This is a genomic window from Roseomonas sp. WA12 (assembly GCF_054165765.1).
The window spans coordinates 43,981-58,668 of the sequence record NZ_CM135108.1; the positions used below are offsets into that span (position 1 = coordinate 43,981).

General features: G+C 71.5%; 14 protein-coding genes. 10 read left to right on the plus strand and 4 right to left on the minus strand.

Annotated features, from left to right (window positions below):
- Positions 1-34: 34 nt before the first annotated feature.
- The 4 genes from ACVBD7_RS00195 to mutM all read right to left on the minus strand — a co-directional run bounded on the left by ACVBD7_RS00195 (position 35) and on the right by mutM (position 4,738).
- A complete protein-coding gene (locus ACVBD7_RS00195) occupies positions 35-1,531 on the minus strand; it encodes an aldehyde dehydrogenase (protein ID WP_458095504.1) in 1,497 nt (498 codons plus the stop codon).
- Between the two features lie 20 nt (positions 1,532-1,551).
- Positions 1,552-3,162 (minus strand): benzoylformate decarboxylase, encoded by a 1,611-nt coding sequence (gene mdlC, locus ACVBD7_RS00200; protein WP_458095505.1) that lies wholly within the window; start codon positions 3,160-3,162, stop codon positions 1,552-1,554.
- Entirely contained in the window at positions 3,159-3,599 is a 441-nt protein-coding gene (locus ACVBD7_RS00205) for a MarR family winged helix-turn-helix transcriptional regulator (protein ID WP_458095506.1), read from the minus strand. The genes mdlC and ACVBD7_RS00205 overlap by 4 nt, the downstream gene beginning before the upstream one ends.
- Before the next feature lie 245 nt (positions 3,600-3,844).
- Positions 3,845-4,738: a bifunctional DNA-formamidopyrimidine glycosylase/DNA-(apurinic or apyrimidinic site) lyase gene (gene mutM, locus ACVBD7_RS00210; protein WP_458095507.1), complete on the minus strand. Its 894-nt coding sequence runs from the start codon at positions 4,736-4,738 to the stop codon at positions 3,845-3,847.
- A 66-nt stretch (positions 4,739-4,804) separates the two neighbouring features.
- On the opposite strand from mutM, the gene ACVBD7_RS00215 reads away from it, so the two are divergent.
- From ACVBD7_RS00215 to ACVBD7_RS00260, 10 genes are all read left to right on the plus strand, one after another.
- Positions 4,805-6,286 carry a hypothetical protein gene (locus tag ACVBD7_RS00215; RefSeq protein WP_458095508.1) on the plus strand — a complete coding sequence of 494 codons (1,482 nt, stop codon included), beginning with the start codon at positions 4,805-4,807 and terminating at the stop codon, positions 6,284-6,286.
- A 60-nt stretch (positions 6,287-6,346) separates the two neighbouring features.
- On the plus strand, positions 6,347-7,114 hold the full coding sequence (locus ACVBD7_RS00220) for a class I SAM-dependent methyltransferase (RefSeq protein ID WP_458095509.1): 768 nt from the start codon (positions 6,347-6,349) through the stop codon (positions 7,112-7,114).
- Positions 7,114-8,547: a bifunctional phosphopantothenoylcysteine decarboxylase/phosphopantothenate synthase gene (locus ACVBD7_RS00225; protein WP_458095510.1), complete on the plus strand. Its 1,434-nt coding sequence runs from the start codon at positions 7,114-7,116 to the stop codon at positions 8,545-8,547. The genes ACVBD7_RS00220 and ACVBD7_RS00225 overlap by 1 nt, the downstream gene beginning before the upstream one ends.
- On the plus strand, positions 8,544-9,005 hold the full coding sequence (gene dut / locus ACVBD7_RS00230; RefSeq protein ID WP_458095511.1) for a dUTP diphosphatase: 462 nt from the start codon (positions 8,544-8,546) through the stop codon (positions 9,003-9,005). The genes ACVBD7_RS00225 and dut overlap by 4 nt, the downstream gene beginning before the upstream one ends.
- Positions 9,006-9,068: 63 nt before the next feature.
- Positions 9,069-9,644 (plus strand): hypothetical protein, encoded by a 576-nt coding sequence (locus ACVBD7_RS00235; protein ID WP_458095512.1) that lies wholly within the window; start codon positions 9,069-9,071, stop codon positions 9,642-9,644.
- Positions 9,645-9,724: 80 nt separating this feature from the next.
- Positions 9,725-10,525, plus strand: coding sequence for a HesA/MoeB/ThiF family protein (locus ACVBD7_RS00240; RefSeq protein ID WP_458095513.1), 801 nt, complete (start codon positions 9,725-9,727; stop codon positions 10,523-10,525).
- Positions 10,522-10,899: a DsrE/DsrF/DrsH-like family protein gene (locus ACVBD7_RS00245; protein WP_458095514.1), complete on the plus strand. Its 378-nt coding sequence runs from the start codon at positions 10,522-10,524 to the stop codon at positions 10,897-10,899. Before ACVBD7_RS00240 ends, ACVBD7_RS00245 begins: the two co-directional genes overlap by 4 nt.
- Positions 10,900-10,965: 66 nt before the next feature.
- Positions 10,966-11,871, plus strand: a complete 906-nt coding sequence (locus tag ACVBD7_RS00250; protein WP_458095515.1) for an SH3 domain-containing protein — start codon at positions 10,966-10,968, stop codon at positions 11,869-11,871.
- Positions 11,872-11,980: 109 nt separating this feature from the next.
- Complete coding sequence (locus tag ACVBD7_RS00255) at positions 11,981-13,849, plus strand: hypothetical protein (RefSeq protein ID WP_458095516.1); 1,869 nt, start codon at positions 11,981-11,983, stop codon at positions 13,847-13,849.
- Entirely contained in the window at positions 13,846-14,682 is an 837-nt protein-coding gene (locus ACVBD7_RS00260; protein WP_458095517.1) for a DUF2272 domain-containing protein, read from the plus strand. The genes ACVBD7_RS00255 and ACVBD7_RS00260 overlap by 4 nt, the downstream gene beginning before the upstream one ends.
- Positions 14,683-14,688: the final 6 nt, after the last annotated feature.

Genomic DNA, 14,688 nt, shown 5'->3' on the forward strand with positions numbered 1-14,688 from the left:
TCTTGCGTTCCCTTCCTAATCCGACGTGCCGCGCCTAATGCGCGCCGGGCGTCGCCGGCGGCGGCGCCTTGGCCGAGGGCGGGAAGGGGTACTGCCCGGGCCGGGTCTCCACCGTGATCCAGCGAAGCTCCGTGAACTCCGCAATGCCCGCGCGCCCGCCGAAGCGGCCGTAGCCGCTGCCCTTCATGCCGCCGAAGGGCATCTGCGCCTCGTCATGCACGGTCGGCCCGTTCACATGGCATATGCCGCTCTCGATCCGCTGCGCCAGCGCGATTCCGCGCGCGACGTCGCGCGTGAAGATAGCTGCCGACAGCCCGTATTCCGTATCATTGGCGACGCGCACCGCCTCCTCCGCATCCGCCACGCGGATCATGGCCACCACCGGCCCGAAGGACTCCTCCGCGTACAGCGCCATGCCCGGCACTACGCGGTCCACAATGGCCGCGGGCATGATCGTGCCCGTCCGCGCCGCGCCGCCATGCAGCACGGCGCCCTTGCCCACCGCATCTGCGACGAGCCCCTCGACCTTTACCGCCGAGGCCTCATCCACCACCGAACCCAGGAACACGTTGCCCCCGCGCGGATCGCCCACCGGCAGGGTGCCGACAAAATCGGCCAGCTTCCGCACGAACTCGTCCGCCACGCTCTCCACCACCACCAGACGCTCGGTGGACATGCAGATCTGCCCCTGGTTCATGAAGGCGCCGAAGGCCGCGGCCTTCACAGCCTCCTCCAGATCCGCATCCTCCAGCACGATCATCGGCGCCTTGCCGCCCAGCTCCAGCAGCACGGGCTTCAGGTGCCGCGCGGCATGCATCGCGACGATCCGCCCGACCTTGGTGGACCCAGTGAAGTTGATCCGCCTGATCGCCCGGTGCGCGATCATTGCCTCGACCACCGCGGGCGCATCCTCCGCCGAATGCGTCACCACATTTACCACACCCGCTGGCACGCCCCCCTCACGCAGCGCCTGCGCGATCAGGCTGTGCGTGCCCGGGCAGGTTTCGCTTGCCTTCAGCACCACGGTGTTGCCGCAGGCCAGCGGCAGGGCCAGCGCGCGCACGCCCAGGATCACCGGCGCGTTCCACGGCGCCATGCCCAGCACCACGCCCACGGGCGCGCGGATCGACATGGCCAGGCAGCCCGGCTTGTCGGACGGGATCACCTCGCCCGTGGTCTGCGTCGTCATCGCCGCCGCCTCGCGCAGCATGCCGGCCGCGAGATGCACATTGAACCCGGCCCAGCCGGCGGTCGCGCCGATCTCCTCGGCCATCAGTCGGATGAAATCGGGCGCCTTGGCGGCCAGCGCATCCGCCGCCTTCAGCAGGATGGCGCGCCGCGCGCTCGGCCCCATCGCGGACCATGCGGGAAAGGCCGCGGCGGCCGCGTCGCAGGCGGCTTCCGCATCGGCCACCGTCGCGGCGGCGGCACGTGTCGCCACCTCGCCGGTCACGGGGTTGCGCCGTTCGAAGGTGGCGGCGCCGGTCGCGGGGCGCTCGCCCTCGCCGATGATCAGGGGCACGTCGAGCATGATCCTGTTCCCTCCCTTTCTCAGTGCTTGTCGTAGAGCGAGGCCACGGCGCTATCGAGCGCCACTTCCACCAGCATCGGCCCATCCGCCGCCATCGCCTCGGCCAGCGCGGCATCCAGCGCCTCCGGCGAGTCCACGGCGCGCGCCGGGCATCCCATGCCGCGCGCGATGGAAACGAAGTCGATCCCCGGCAGGTCGATCCCTGGCGCGTCGCGCACCTGCAGCACGCGGGAGAAGGAGCGCATCGCGCCATAGCCGGAATTGTTCATCACGATGACCGCCAGCGGCAGGCGCTCCTGCACCGCCGTCCACAGCGCCTGGGGCGAGTACATGAACGACCCGTCCCCGATCAGGCACACCACACGCCGCCCGGGATGCGCCAGCGCAACGCCCACCGCCGCTGGCAGCCCGTAACCCAGCCCGCCGCTCGCCATGGTGAAGAAGCCGCCCCAGTTGCGGATCGGCATCTGCGCCTGCATCGCCGGGCGATGCGATGGTGCCTCCTCCACCAGTACGGCATTGCGTGGCATGGCTGCGTGCAGCCGGTGCAGCGCATAGGCCGCACTGACAGGCGTGCCCGCCTCCGGCACCGCAGCCCGCGGCCGCGGCGCTGGCAGGGCGCGCGCATCCGCCGGCAACAGCGCCGCCAGTGCCGGAAGCCCGAGCCGCAGCGCGCCCAGGATCGACATGCCCGCCGGCGCGGAGGACGCCGCCTCCGCATCCGTCGTCATCTGGATGATCGGCACGCCCGAGCGGAACAGCGCGCAATCGCCCGGCACATGGAAGGTGAAGACCGGCGCCCCCACCACCAGCACCAGGTCATGCGCGATCAGCGCGTCCGACACCGCCTGCGGCGCCGCCGGCAGATGCCCCGCGAACAGCGCGTGATCCTCGGGGAAGGAAAGGCGCGAGGAGAAGGGGCTGGTCCAGACCGGTGTCCCGATCCGCTCCGCCAAGGCCACCAGCGCCGGCCCCGCCCCCTCCGCATCCACCTCCGGCCCCACCACCAGCACGGGCCGGCGCGCCGCGCCGATGGCGCGCGCCGCCTCCTCCAGCGCCGCCGGATCGGGTCCCGCATCGGGGAACCACGCGCGCGACCGCACGGGCTGGCAGGCCGCCGACCAGTCATCCGAAGGGATGGAGACGAAGGTCGGGCCAAAGGGCCGTTGCATCGCGATTCGATGCGCTTGTGCAATTGCCGCCGGCACATCCTCGGCCCGCGCCGGCTCGATGCTGAACTTCACATAGGGCCTGGGGAACTGCGCGGCGTCAGTGGCACCCAGGAAGGGCAGGTTCGGCAGCAGCGACCGCGTCTGCTGCCCCGCCGTCACCACGAGGGGCGTCGCGTTGCGATAGCTCGTGAACAGGTTGCCCAGCGCATGCCCCACGCCCGCTGCCGAATGCAGATTCACGAAGGCGCAGCGCCCGCTCGCGCGGGCATAGCCATCCGCCATGCCCAGCACGCTCGCTTCCTGCAGCCCTAGTACGTAGCGGAAATCCGACGGCCAGCGGTCGAGGAAGGGCAGTTCCGTCGAGCCGGGATTTCCGAACACCGTCGTCATGCCGAGATCGCGCAGCAGCGCGAAGGTCGCCTCGCGCACCGTCATGCGCGTGTGGGCGCTGTCCGTCATGTCTCCTCCGTTTCCAACCCGGCTGTCAGCCGGCGTAGCGCCTGGCAAAGGGCATCGCGGTTCTCCACGCCCACCAACCGGTCCAGGACGCGGTCATGCGCGGCCGCATGGGCCGTCAGCACCGCCAGCGCGTCCTCCCCGGCCGGGGTGAGACTGAGCGCGTAGCTTCGACGGTCCGCGGCCGCCCGGTCGCGCCGGATCAGCCCGCGCGCCTCCAGCTCCGCCAGCCGCGGCGTGAGCGTGGATTTGTCGCGCCCGACAGCTGCGCCCAAAGCCGTTTGCGACAACCCGGCATTCTCATGGATGACCACCAGTGTGGCGAAATGCCCGGGCTTCAGCCCTTCGGTGCCCGCGCGGCGCGCGAAGGCGGCGAAGGAGGCCTCCTGCGCCAGGCGCAGATGGAAGCCGAGCGTGTTGTCCAGCAGCCCGAGCCGCACGGCATCCGGGTCCCCGGGCGACGCGCGTATCGACGGCCCGCGACGGGAACCGGGCGAACCTCCGGCTTTCGCCGGCGCCGCGGGCGGTTCAGGAACCCCGGCCGGCGTGCCGCCGTCTGATCGGTTCGTCCGCGATGGCTGTGCCATGCGACGATGCCTCCTCCTGGCGCGTCATTAAACGCGCGCCTGGGCGAAACCGTAGGGCACCCAACGATCCCGCTGCAAGCACGGAGTGCCCTCCGCGTTCAGCGCTGCGTCCGCGGGCAGAAGAAGCTGCTGCGCCCGGCCTGGACGATCCGCGCCACCCCCGCACAAGTCGGCGGCCCCGGGCAGCGGGGGCAAGGATGGCCCATCCGGTCATACACCTCGAACCGGTCCTGGAACCGCCCGAGCTCCCCATCGCTGCGCACGTAATCCCGCAGGGACGATCCCCCGGCCTCGATGGCGTCGGTCAGCACCGCCCTGATCGCCGGCACCAGCCGCGCTGCCCGCGCGCCCGGCACCGTGCCCGCCAAGCGCCGCGGCGAGATCCCCGCCCGGAACAGCGCTTCCGCCACGTAGATGTTCCCCAGCCCGGCCACCACGCCCTGGTCCAGCAGCGCCGCCTTGATCGGTGTGGCCTTTCCCGCCAGCGACCGCGACAGTACCGCCGGGGTGAACCCCGCCTCCAGCGGCTCCGGCCCCATCCCGGCCAGCAGCTTGTGGCGGTCCTCCTGATCGGTCGGCATCAGATCGACGCAGCCGAAGCGCCGCGGGTCCTGGAAGCCCACGCGCCAGCCATCCCCCGTTTCCAGCAGCAGATGCTCATGCGCCAGCCCGTCCCCGGCCCCGCGTGCATCGGAGAACGCGCCCTGCGGCCCCTCCCGCGGGACCGGTTCCGCTCCCGGCGGCCGCGCGACCATCCGCCCGGACATGCCGAGATGGATCAGCATCGACTCCCCCTCGGAGAGCCGCATCAGCATGTACTTCCCCCGCCGCCGAAACCCCTCCACCCGACGCCCGGATAGTCGATAGGCCAGCCCCTCTGGGAAGGGCCAGCGTAATCCGGCGCGGCGGGTCTCGGCGCGGCCAATGGTGCGGCCGGTAAGCACGGCGGAGAGGCCGCGCATCACGGTCTCGACTTCGGGCAGTTCAGGCATGGCAACGATATAGGCGCCCGGGTAGGCTCCGGCGAGATTGCACGCGGCGATGGGACGGGAACTTCGATGAGCGGAACATCATACGACGGAACCCTGGATCTGGGCCGCCCGGGTGACCGGGAGAACTACTTCATCGTGCGCGAGGGTAAAGTTGGGACCTCCTACCTCCTCGATTATACGATGGAGGTCGCGGACGGCTACGTCGTCAGAACGGACCTGGACCAGGACAACCAGCGGCCTTGGACCACGCAGGTCTCGAGGCTTAACCTCACAGGTGACCCCGCGAATCCCATCGGGACCGCGTTTCTCGTCACCACCTCCTACGAGGACGGACGAACCGGGGTGACCCAGATTGCCCCCGGTCCCGGCCAACCTTCGACCGGAGAATCGACCCGCTTCTACGATGCCCAGGGCCGCGTTCTGACGGACATCGTCTCGGATCTCGATGGCATGACGACAACCACGGACTATGCCCCCGCGAACGGCCGTATCGACTACCAGTTCACCACGGAGACGGTCTCGTTCGGAACCTATGTCTCGGCCGCCACGGACTACGACCTGACAAACGCGTCGCCCTGGTACTCCTACACCATCCACCGCGCTGCCACGCTCTACAGCGACTACATCACCGACACGATCGCAGTCATGGACGACGGCTCCACCGTCACCGTGACAAACCTGTTCGGAAACCTGACCTCTTCTTCTGTGTACGTCGTGCCGACGGGACAGCGCACCGTTGTCACTGACGCGCAGGGGCGTCTCGATCACATCACCGAGGCAAACGGCGCGCCCCTTCCGGAACCCGGGCAGTCCTTGAATGACCTCTTCGTCCTGCGCATGCAGGACTACAGCGTGGAGACGGGCAAGCTGGACTATGTGACGACCAGTTTCACGAACGGGATCCGCGAGAGCGTCGACTACAACGCCGCGACCGGACTGGCCGATTACGGCGTCACCTCCTACACCAACGGCCGCATTGTCGCGCGCGATTACGATGCGCTGGGGCGGCTCGACTACGCCGTGACGACCTATGCCGACGGCTCGACCCTTTCGGAAGACCTGGACGCCGCGACCGGGAGGCTGGACTACGCCGTGAACTCCAGCCTGGGCGGCCGCGTGGTGGCCACGGATTATGACCTCACCGGCGCCTTCGATTGGTCATCCGTCACCGTCTCCTACAAGTTGACTGGCAATCCGCGCCGCCCGACCGAGGCCATCCCCAACATGACCATCCAGTACGATGACGGCCACCGCGTTGTGACCGAGCAGGATTACGGTCCCGCTCCGCTGTCCCTGCCCGGGGAGTCCCGCACTCTTATCTACGACACCCAGGGCCGGCTGGATTACGCGACGGTCCGCGATTTCTTCGCCAACCGCAGCGATGTGGATTACGAGGCGGCCACCGGTCGGATCGACTACCTCGTCCAGCACCTGAATGACGGCCGCACCATCGCCACCGACTACGACCTGGCCGACACCCAGCCCTGGACTACCTACAGCATCACCTACGACGCTTTCGGCAACATTCAGACGACCGCCACGACCTGAACCGCGCCGACCGACGGGCGCGGCCGTGACGCCGCCGCCGCCCGGGCCTATCTTCCTCCCATGGCCCAGAACGACCCCCAGCCCGGCCCCGGGCCCGACACCATCGATTTCGGCTTCACCCCCGTCCCCCGGGACCGCAAAGCGGGCCTTGTCCGCCAGGTCTTCGACAGCGTGGCGCCGAAATACGACGTGATGAACGACCTGATGTCGCTCGGCCTGCACCGGGTCTGGAAGCGCATCTTCGTCAATGCCATTGGCGCCGGCCCGCGCGACACCTTGCTGGATCTGGCCGCCGGCACCGGCGACGTTGGCTTCCTGGCGCGCGAACGCGGCGCCGGCCGCGTCATCCTCGCCGATATCAACCACGCCATGCTGGAAGTGGGGCAGGGCAGGGCGCTCACCCGCGGTCTCGCCTCCGGCCTCGATTTCGTCTGCTGCGACGCCGAGCGCCTGCCCTTCCCGGACCGCTCGGTGGAGCGTGTCTCCATGGCCTTCGGCCTCCGCAACTGCACAGACAAGGATGCGGTGCTGCGGGAGGTCCGCCGCGTCCTGCGCCCCGGCGGCCGCTTCCTCGTCCTTGAATTCTCCCGCCTGCAGGTCGCGGCGCTCGACCCGCTCTACGACGCCTGGAGCTTCAAGGCCTTGCCAGCCATCGGCCAACGCGTGGCCCAGGACTCCGAGTCCTACCGCTACCTCGCCGAGAGCATCCGCATGATGCCGGACCAGGAACAGCTCTCCGCCATGTTCCGCGCGGCGGGGCTGGAGAACGTGACCCACCGCAACCTCTCGGGCGGCATCGTCGCCATCCATTCGGGCTGGCGCCTGTGATGCTGACGGGGAAGCGCGTCCTCCTCATCGTTTCCGGCTCGGTGGCTGCCTACAAGGTGCTGGAACTCGCCCGCCTTCTCGGCAAGGCCGGCGCGTCCGTCACCGGCCTGCTGACCGCTGGCGGTGCTCGCTTCGTCACCCCGCACGCGCTGCAAGCCATCACCGGCCGCCCCCTGGCCGAGGACCTCTGGTCGCTGGCCGAGGAGTCCGCCCGCGGACATATCCGCCTCGCGCGCGAGACCGACCTCGTGGTCGTCGCCCCCGCCTCCGCCGACCGCATTGCCCGCATGGCCACGGGCCTGGCGGATGATCTCGCCGGCGCCGCTCTCCTCGCCTGGAACGGCCCGGTGCTGGTGGCCCCGGCCATGAACCCGACCATGTGGTCCCACCCCGCCACGGGGGCGAATGTCGCCACTCTCATGGCCCGCGGCGTGACGTTCATCGGCCCCGAGGACGGCCCGATGGCCGAGGCCGAGAGCGGCACCGGCCGCCTCTCTGAACCTGCTGCCATTCTCGCCGCCATCGCCGCCATCCTGTCCGACCCAGCCCATGGCGCGCCCGATGCCGAGTTGGAGGACGCGCTCGACGCCGCCATCGCCGCGCAGGAAGGCCACCCGGCCCCCGCGCGCCGCACCGCGAGCCCTTCCAGCTTCACCGACGGCCTGCCCCAGGAAATTGACCACCAAGCAGACGCCGTGGAGAGCGCCCCGTCCACCTTCTCCGCCTCCCGCGCCTCCACCCCCGGCCCCGCGCCGCACGCCGTGGCCGGCACCGAACCCGGCGACCTGCCACTGACCGGCCGCCACGTCCTTGTCACGTCAGGCCCGACGCATGAGCCGCTGGACCCTGTGCGCTACCTCGCCAACCGCTCCTCCGGGAAGCAGGGCCATGCCATCGCCCAAGCCCTCGCCGCGCTGGGCGCCCGTGTCACCCTCGTCTCCGGCCCCGTCACCATCCCGGACCCGGCGGGCGTCGAGGTGAAGCACATCGAGACCGCCCGCGAGATGCTGGCGGCCTGCGAGGCCGCGCTGCCGGCCGATGCCGCCATCTTCGCCGCCGCCGTCGCCGACTGGCGCCCCGCCGAGGCCGCCACGCAGAAGATGAAGAAGCCGGCCGACGACGCCGCCCCGCCGCTGGCCCTCATCCCCAACCCCGACATCCTCGCCACCCTCTCTCGCCACCCGAGCCGCCCGCGCCTCGTCATCGGCTTCGCCGCCGAGACCGAGCGGGTGGTCGAGCACGCCCAGGCCAAGCTGGCCCGCAAGGGCTGCGACTGGATCGTCGCCAACGACGTGTCAGGCGATGCCATGGGCGGCGCCGAGAACACCGTCCACCTCGTCACCGCGTCAGGCGTCGAGGACTGGCCTCGCCTGCCCAAGGCGGAAGTCGCCGCCCGGCTCGCCGACCGCATTGCCGAGGCCCTGACCCGATGACCGCCGCCACCATCCAGGTCCTCCGCCTGCCCCATGCCGCCGACCTGCCCCTGCCGAGCTACGCCACCGAGGGCGCCGCTGCGATGGATCTGCTGGCCGCGGTGGACGCGCCCGTCATCATCCCCCCCAACGGCCGCGCCCTCATTCCCACCGGCCTGCGCGTCGCCCTGCCGCCCGGCCATGAGTGGCAGATCCGCCCCCGCTCCGGCCTCGCGCTCAAGAACGGCATCGTCCTGCCCAACTCCCCCGGGACCATCGACGAGGACTATCGCGGCGAGGTCGGCGTCATCCTCCTTAACGCCGGCACCGAACCCTTCACGGTCGAGCGCGGCATGCGCATCGCCCAGGCCGTCCTCGCCCCCGTGACCCGCGCGGGGTTCGAGGAGGTGCACGAACTTCCGGACACCGCGCGCGGCGGGGGCGGCTTCGGCAGCACCGGCGTAAAACATCCGGGCTAGGATTGCTGCTGGCTCACGGTTTCGTTATTCCCGTTCCGTAAGATTGAACAGGGAACGACTTCCGTGCTGCTGCGCGTCCTCGGCCTGATCGGCCTCGCCTTCCTTTCCGCCTGCGCCACCATCACCACCAGCCCTAGCCAGAACCTCTCCGTCCTGACCGAGCCGGCGGGCGCCACCTGCGACATCCAGCGGAACGGACGGCACGTCGCCACTGTGAACCCCACCCCCGGCACCGCCCGCATCGGCAAGTCCACCCGCGAAACGACGGTGAGCTGCACGCGGGAGGGCCATTTGCCCGCCCAGGCCGTGCTCTCGCCGGAGTTCCAGCCGGTGGTGCTGGGCAACATTCTCCTTGGCGGGGTGGTCGGCCTCGTCGTGGATGCCAGCACCGGCGCGATGTCGAAATACCCTGACAGCGTGCAGCTCACCCTCGTTCCCGCCGCTTTCCCCACCGCCGAGGCAAGGGCGGCCTACTTCACCACCCGCGCCGCGAAGATTCGCCAGGCCAGCGACGAGCGGGTTGCCACCATCCGCCGGGGATGCGGCGAGACGGGCTGCGAGTCCCAGGTCACCGATGCCGAGGCCAACCGGGACCGCTTCCTCGCCCAGCTCGAGGAACAGCGCCTGAAGCCGCTCTAACGGCCGCTCTGGCCGCCGCTCTGGCATGCGCGCGGGGTCCGGCGCTTGCCGCCGACGCCGCCGCCGACAACATGGTCGCCATGGATGCCCTGCCCGCGCTCGACTTCACCGAGGACGAACTCCACCGCTACTCGCGCCACATCCTCCTCGGTGAGGTGGGCGCGGTCGGGCAGGCCCACCTTCGCCAGGCCCGGGTGCTGGTGGTCGGCGCCGGCGGGCTCGGCTCCCCGCTCGCCCTCTATCTGGCCGCTGCGGGCATCGGCACCATCGGCCTGATCGACCACGACACGCTCGAGCTCTCCAACCTCCAGCGCCAGGTCGCCCACACGACGGACCGCGTCGGCCAGCCCAAGGTCGAGAGCATGGCGACCGCGCTGCGCGCCCTGAACCCGCTGACGGCGGTCGAGCCCCATCTCCGCCGCCTGGACGAGACCGCCGCCCGCGACCTCATCCCCCGCTACGACCTCATCTGCGACGGCACCGACAACTTCCCCACCCGCTTCCTCCTCGGCGACCTCTGCCACCACCTCGCCCGCCCCTTGGTCTCGGCGGCGGTGCTGCGCTTTGAGGGCCAGCTCTCCACCTTCAAGTCGCATCTCGGTGCCCCGCATCCCTGCCACCGCTGCCTGCACCCGGAGATGCCGCCCGACGGCCTCGTCCCCTCCTGCAGCGAGGCGGGCGTGCTCGGCGCCGTCACGGGCGTGATGGGCACACTGCAGGCGACCGAGGTGTTGAAGGAGATTCTCGGCATCGGCGAGAGCATGTCCGGCCGCCTTCTCCTCTGGGACGCGCTGGACACCCGCTTCCGCACCATTCGCCTGCGCCGCGACCCTGCCTGCGCCCTGTGCGGGACCGGTGGCGCGGCAGGGCAGGGGGCATGACCAAGCCGCCCCTGGGCATCCTCCTCCGCGGTGCCGGCCACGAACCCGCCCATTATGCCCTGGTCCTGGCCACAGCGGCGGCGGCGATCGGCCGTCCCGTCGCCCTTTTCGCCACCAGTGCCGGCCTGGTCCTGTTCCGCCGCGAAGCCCCCCTCTTGGCCGACCCGCGCGAGGCGGAGCTTGCCGCGCGGGGCGTCGCCGGGATCGAGACCCTGTGGGAGGCTGCGGGCGAGCTCGGCATTCGCCTGATCGCCTGCGACGCCGGCCTCCACGCCGAGGACATCCCGCCCGCGGCCCTCGCGGATGGTATCGAGATCGCCGGTGTCGTCACCTTCCTCGAGGCTGCCTCGGGCGGCCAATTGCTGTCCCTATGATTGCCGTTCCTGGGAAGGCGCGGCACCTTGACCCCGCGGGCCTCCTCCGCGCGTGATCGGCCCCTGATGAGACGACTGCTCCTCCTCCCGCTCCTGCTTCTCGCGCCCGCCGCCCCGGTCTCCAGCCCGGCCTGGGGGCAGGCCGCCGGCAGCCTGCCCCCGCCCGTGCCGCGCGGCGCTGCGCCCGCGCCGCAGACGCTCCAGCCCCCGGCCGCCGCGACACCGCCCGCCGCGGCATCCTCCGGCACGCCCGAGGCCCGGCGGCGCCAGGCGCCCGCGGCCAATGCAACGGCCAACCCGGCCGCCCGGGCGCCCGCCACGGGTGAACCGGCCCGCCCCGCCACCCGTCCCGGGGCAGCGCGCCCTGGGTCGCCCCAGGCCCAGTCGGGTAACCAGCCCGGCAACCAGCCGAACCGCCAGTCCAACCGGCGCCGTGCCGCCGGCGCCGCGGCCGGAGCGGCCGCGGGGGCGGCCGCCGGTGCTGCCGCAGCGCCTGCCCCGCAGCCCGCCCCGACCCCGCCGCCGGAGCCGCAGCCGACCATCGGCCCGGTCACCAGCCTTCCCCTGCCGCGCTTCGCCGCCCTCCGCGCGGAGGAGGTGAACATGCGCGCCGGGCCGGGCACCCGATACCCCATCGAATGGACCTACCAGCGCCGGGATTTGCCGGTGGAGATCGTCCGCGAATTCGAGCTGTGGCGGCGCATTCGCGACATGGACGGCACCGAGGGCTGGGTCCACCAGTCCAACCTCACCGGCCGCCGCAGCTTCGCCATTACGGGGGAGGAGCGTGTCCTGCGTCGCCGGCCCGAGGAATCGGCCAATGTCGTCGCCCGGCTCAAGCCCGGCGTCCTCGGCCGTATCCGCCTCTGCGAGACCGGACAGGACTGGTGCGAGGTGCAGGTGGGCGAGCACCGCGGCTATCTTCGCCGCACGGAGTTCTTCGGCGCCATGCCCGGTGAGGAGATCCGCTAGCGCCGCAAACGACGAGCGGCACGATTTCATCGTGCCCGCCGATTTCAGCCGCCGCCGATCCGATTTACAGTGCCCGTCCTGACTCCGATCCAGCCGAGGCCGCAGCCGAATGCCCGACCTGCTGCACGTCCAGGAACGTGACCGCCTTCTCGCCTCCCTGCGAGGGCTGCTGCGTCCGGTGAACCTGGACGGCCAGCCCCTGTCCGGCCTCGCCCACTCCTCTGCCCCAGATGCCCCGATTCTGACGCGGGACAACGCCCGGGCCGCCGAGCTGATGGCCATCCCCGCCCTCCGCACCGCAGAGCCCGCCCTGGCCGATGCCCTGCTCGGCTTCCTGCTGGCCATGACGGAGGAGGCCGGTCCGCCGCCACGCGGCGCCCTGCCTCCTGCTGCTCCGCGGGCCGAGATACGGCGCGCCGATCCGCACGATTTCCGCGTCCTCACCCCCTGGCACGAATTCACCGGCGACCTCGCCCATGGCGTGCTGCGCCAGCGCATGCGCGGGGACGGGGAGAGCGGGGAGATCCTGCACACCGGCAACATGGTGCGCTTCCGCTTCCAGGGCGGCGTACCCGGCCTGCTCGGCCGCCTCTCCCTCCGCGCCCGCACCCTGGACGTGGAGGACGCGATCTCCGCCCAGGGCGTGCAGACTGAGGGCACGGCCGTGGTGATGTGGCATGAGAGCGCCCTCACGCTCCGCCCCATTCCCGGACTGCGCCTTCTCGTCGGCACCGTCCGCTACGAGTACCGCGCCTCGGCCACCGACCCGGTGCTGCGCCTCACCGTCACCCTCCGCGCCGGCAGCCGGGCCGGCCTGACGGGCCTGCGCCTGACCACCGGGCTGGACGCCCTCTCCGAGGGCAAGGCGACCCCGGCCCATGTGCTGGTCGGCCGCGGAGGTACCCAGACCCGCCGCCCCGCCGGCCCCTTTGCCGCCGATGAGCTGCTCGCCGAGGGCGCAGTGGATGCCCTCCACCTGCTGACCGGCGGGCCGGAGGAGGAGGCGCTGGCGCTGCATATCCGCCCTCGCGCGCCGGACCAGGTCTACAGCATCCGCGCCCAGTCCCGCGCCGGAGTCCCTCACTGGCTCGTCCTGCGCCACAGCCTGCCCGACCTGCCCCGCGGCGGCACCGCCATCTTGCGTGAGGACCGGTTGCTCGCCCGCGGCATCGCCCCTGGTACGGCCGAGGCTGCGCTGCGCCTGTTACGCGCCCCGGACTCCCTGGCCGGCCGCGACCCCGGCCAGGCCGGCATCGGCGCGCCCCTGGCCGCTCTGGCCTCCATCGTGCTGAACGCCCCCGCCTTCGATCCTCCTCTCCCACGGGAGCGCCTGACCCGTCTGCGCGAGGCGCTTGATCGTCAACTCGCCGCCTTGCCGGAGGAGGAAGAGGCCGCCCTTTCGGTTTCCGAACTTGCCCTGCTTGCCCTTGCGCTGGATGCTGCCTGGCGCGCCGGCGGGCTGCCACGGGAGCGCCGCCGCCTGCGCCAGCTTCTGGGCCAGCTCGCCGCCTCCGCCTCGCCGGAGGGCGCGATCGGCAGCAACCTGGCCACCCATGGCGCCGCGATCCTCGCCCTGGCCCGCGCCGCGACCCTCATCAGTGAGCCCTGGGTGACGGACGCGCTGCGCCGCGCGGTGCTGGCGCTTGACCCTGGCGGACCGACCCTGGCCGGCTTCCCCGCCGGGACAGGCGAACCTTCGACCGAGTCCCTCGCCGCCCTGCTGCGCGGGCTCCGCGCTGCGGAGCACCTGGCCGCCGCCGGCCGCCTGTCCCTGGATGGCGAGACCCTCGCCCGCTCGGCCGAGGTGCGCGATGCCTGCCTCGGTCTCCTCTCCGCCCGGCTGCGCGCAAGAGACGACCGGCTCGAAGTGCTTTCCGGCGCCTCGGCGGAGCCCAACGCCCCCGGCACTGCCGCCCTTCTCCTTGCCGTCCTTTCCCCGGACGAGGTCGCGCTCTCGATGGGCGGGGTCGCCGCTTGAAGGGCCTCGCCGCGGCGGCCCTCCTCGCCCTTCTCGCCGGCTGCGCCACCGCTCCGCCCACGATCGCGCCTGTACGGGAGGCGCCGGTCGCCTATCCACCCTCCATCCGCGACCGGATCCTGCGCATTGCCGAGACGGAATGGGCGGAATGGGGCCGAATCACCGTCGGCCCCGGCCTGCCGCGCCCGCAGCCCGGTGCCGAGGGCGCGACCGACTCCTTCCCCAGAGTCCTCGCCTATTGGCGCGCCGTGCCGGAGGCCGAGGCCACCGCTACCATCGCGCGCAACCGCACCCTCTGGTCCGGCCGGCTGGCGGGGGTGCCCGGTCCCGGCGTCTGGTCCGATCCGGCCTGGTCCGCCGCTTTCGTCTCCTATGTCATGCGAAGCGCGGGGGTGGACGAGCGGGAGTTCCACTCCTCCGCCGCCCATGCCTTCTACCTGGATGCTATCCTGCGGGACGCCGCCGAGTTCCCGGCCCAGGCACCTTTCCTCCCGCATGATGCCGCCGCGCGTGCGCCGGAGCCCGGCGATCTTATCTGCGCCGACCGCTCGCGCCGCCCCTTGATATCCTGGCGCGACCGCCTGCCCGAGACCGGCCAGTTCCGTCCGATGCATTGCGACCTGGTGATCCGCACCACTTCCGGCGCGGCCGAGGCCGTGGGTGGCAACATTGCCGATGCCGTGACCCTCACCCTCTATCCTGTGGACGCTGCTGGTCATCTGCTGCCCCGCGGCCCGCGTGAGCCGACGATTTTCGCGGTGATAGAAAACCGCCTCGGCCGTCTTCCGCCTTTTGGAAACGCGCGTATCGCCGCGGTTACTCCGCTCAGGTAATCCGGC

Excerpts from the sequence above, each read along its gene's own strand:
- ACVBD7_RS00195 (WP_458095504.1), bottom strand. The coding sequence starts at position 1,531 with ATGCTCGACGTGCCCCTGATCATCGGCGAGGGCGAGCGCCCCGCGACC.
- mdlC (WP_458095505.1), bottom strand. The coding sequence starts at position 3,162 with ATGACGGACAGCGCCCACACGCGCATGACGGTGCGCGAGGCGACCTTC.
- mutM (WP_458095507.1), bottom strand. The coding sequence starts at position 4,738 with ATGCCTGAACTGCCCGAAGTCGAGACCGTGATGCGCGGCCTCTCCGCC.
- ACVBD7_RS00215 (WP_458095508.1), top strand. The coding sequence starts at position 4,805 with ATGAGCGGAACATCATACGACGGAACCCTGGATCTGGGCCGCCCGGGT.
- ACVBD7_RS00220 (WP_458095509.1), top strand. The coding sequence starts at position 6,347 with ATGGCCCAGAACGACCCCCAGCCCGGCCCCGGGCCCGACACCATCGAT.
- ACVBD7_RS00225 (WP_458095510.1), top strand. The coding sequence starts at position 7,114 with ATGCTGACGGGGAAGCGCGTCCTCCTCATCGTTTCCGGCTCGGTGGCT.
- dut (WP_458095511.1), top strand. The coding sequence starts at position 8,544 with ATGACCGCCGCCACCATCCAGGTCCTCCGCCTGCCCCATGCCGCCGAC.
- ACVBD7_RS00240 (WP_458095513.1), top strand. The coding sequence starts at position 9,725 with ATGGATGCCCTGCCCGCGCTCGACTTCACCGAGGACGAACTCCACCGC.
- ACVBD7_RS00245 (WP_458095514.1), top strand. The coding sequence starts at position 10,522 with ATGACCAAGCCGCCCCTGGGCATCCTCCTCCGCGGTGCCGGCCACGAA.
- ACVBD7_RS00250 (WP_458095515.1), top strand. The coding sequence starts at position 10,966 with ATGAGACGACTGCTCCTCCTCCCGCTCCTGCTTCTCGCGCCCGCCGCC.
- ACVBD7_RS00255 (WP_458095516.1), top strand. The coding sequence starts at position 11,981 with ATGCCCGACCTGCTGCACGTCCAGGAACGTGACCGCCTTCTCGCCTCC.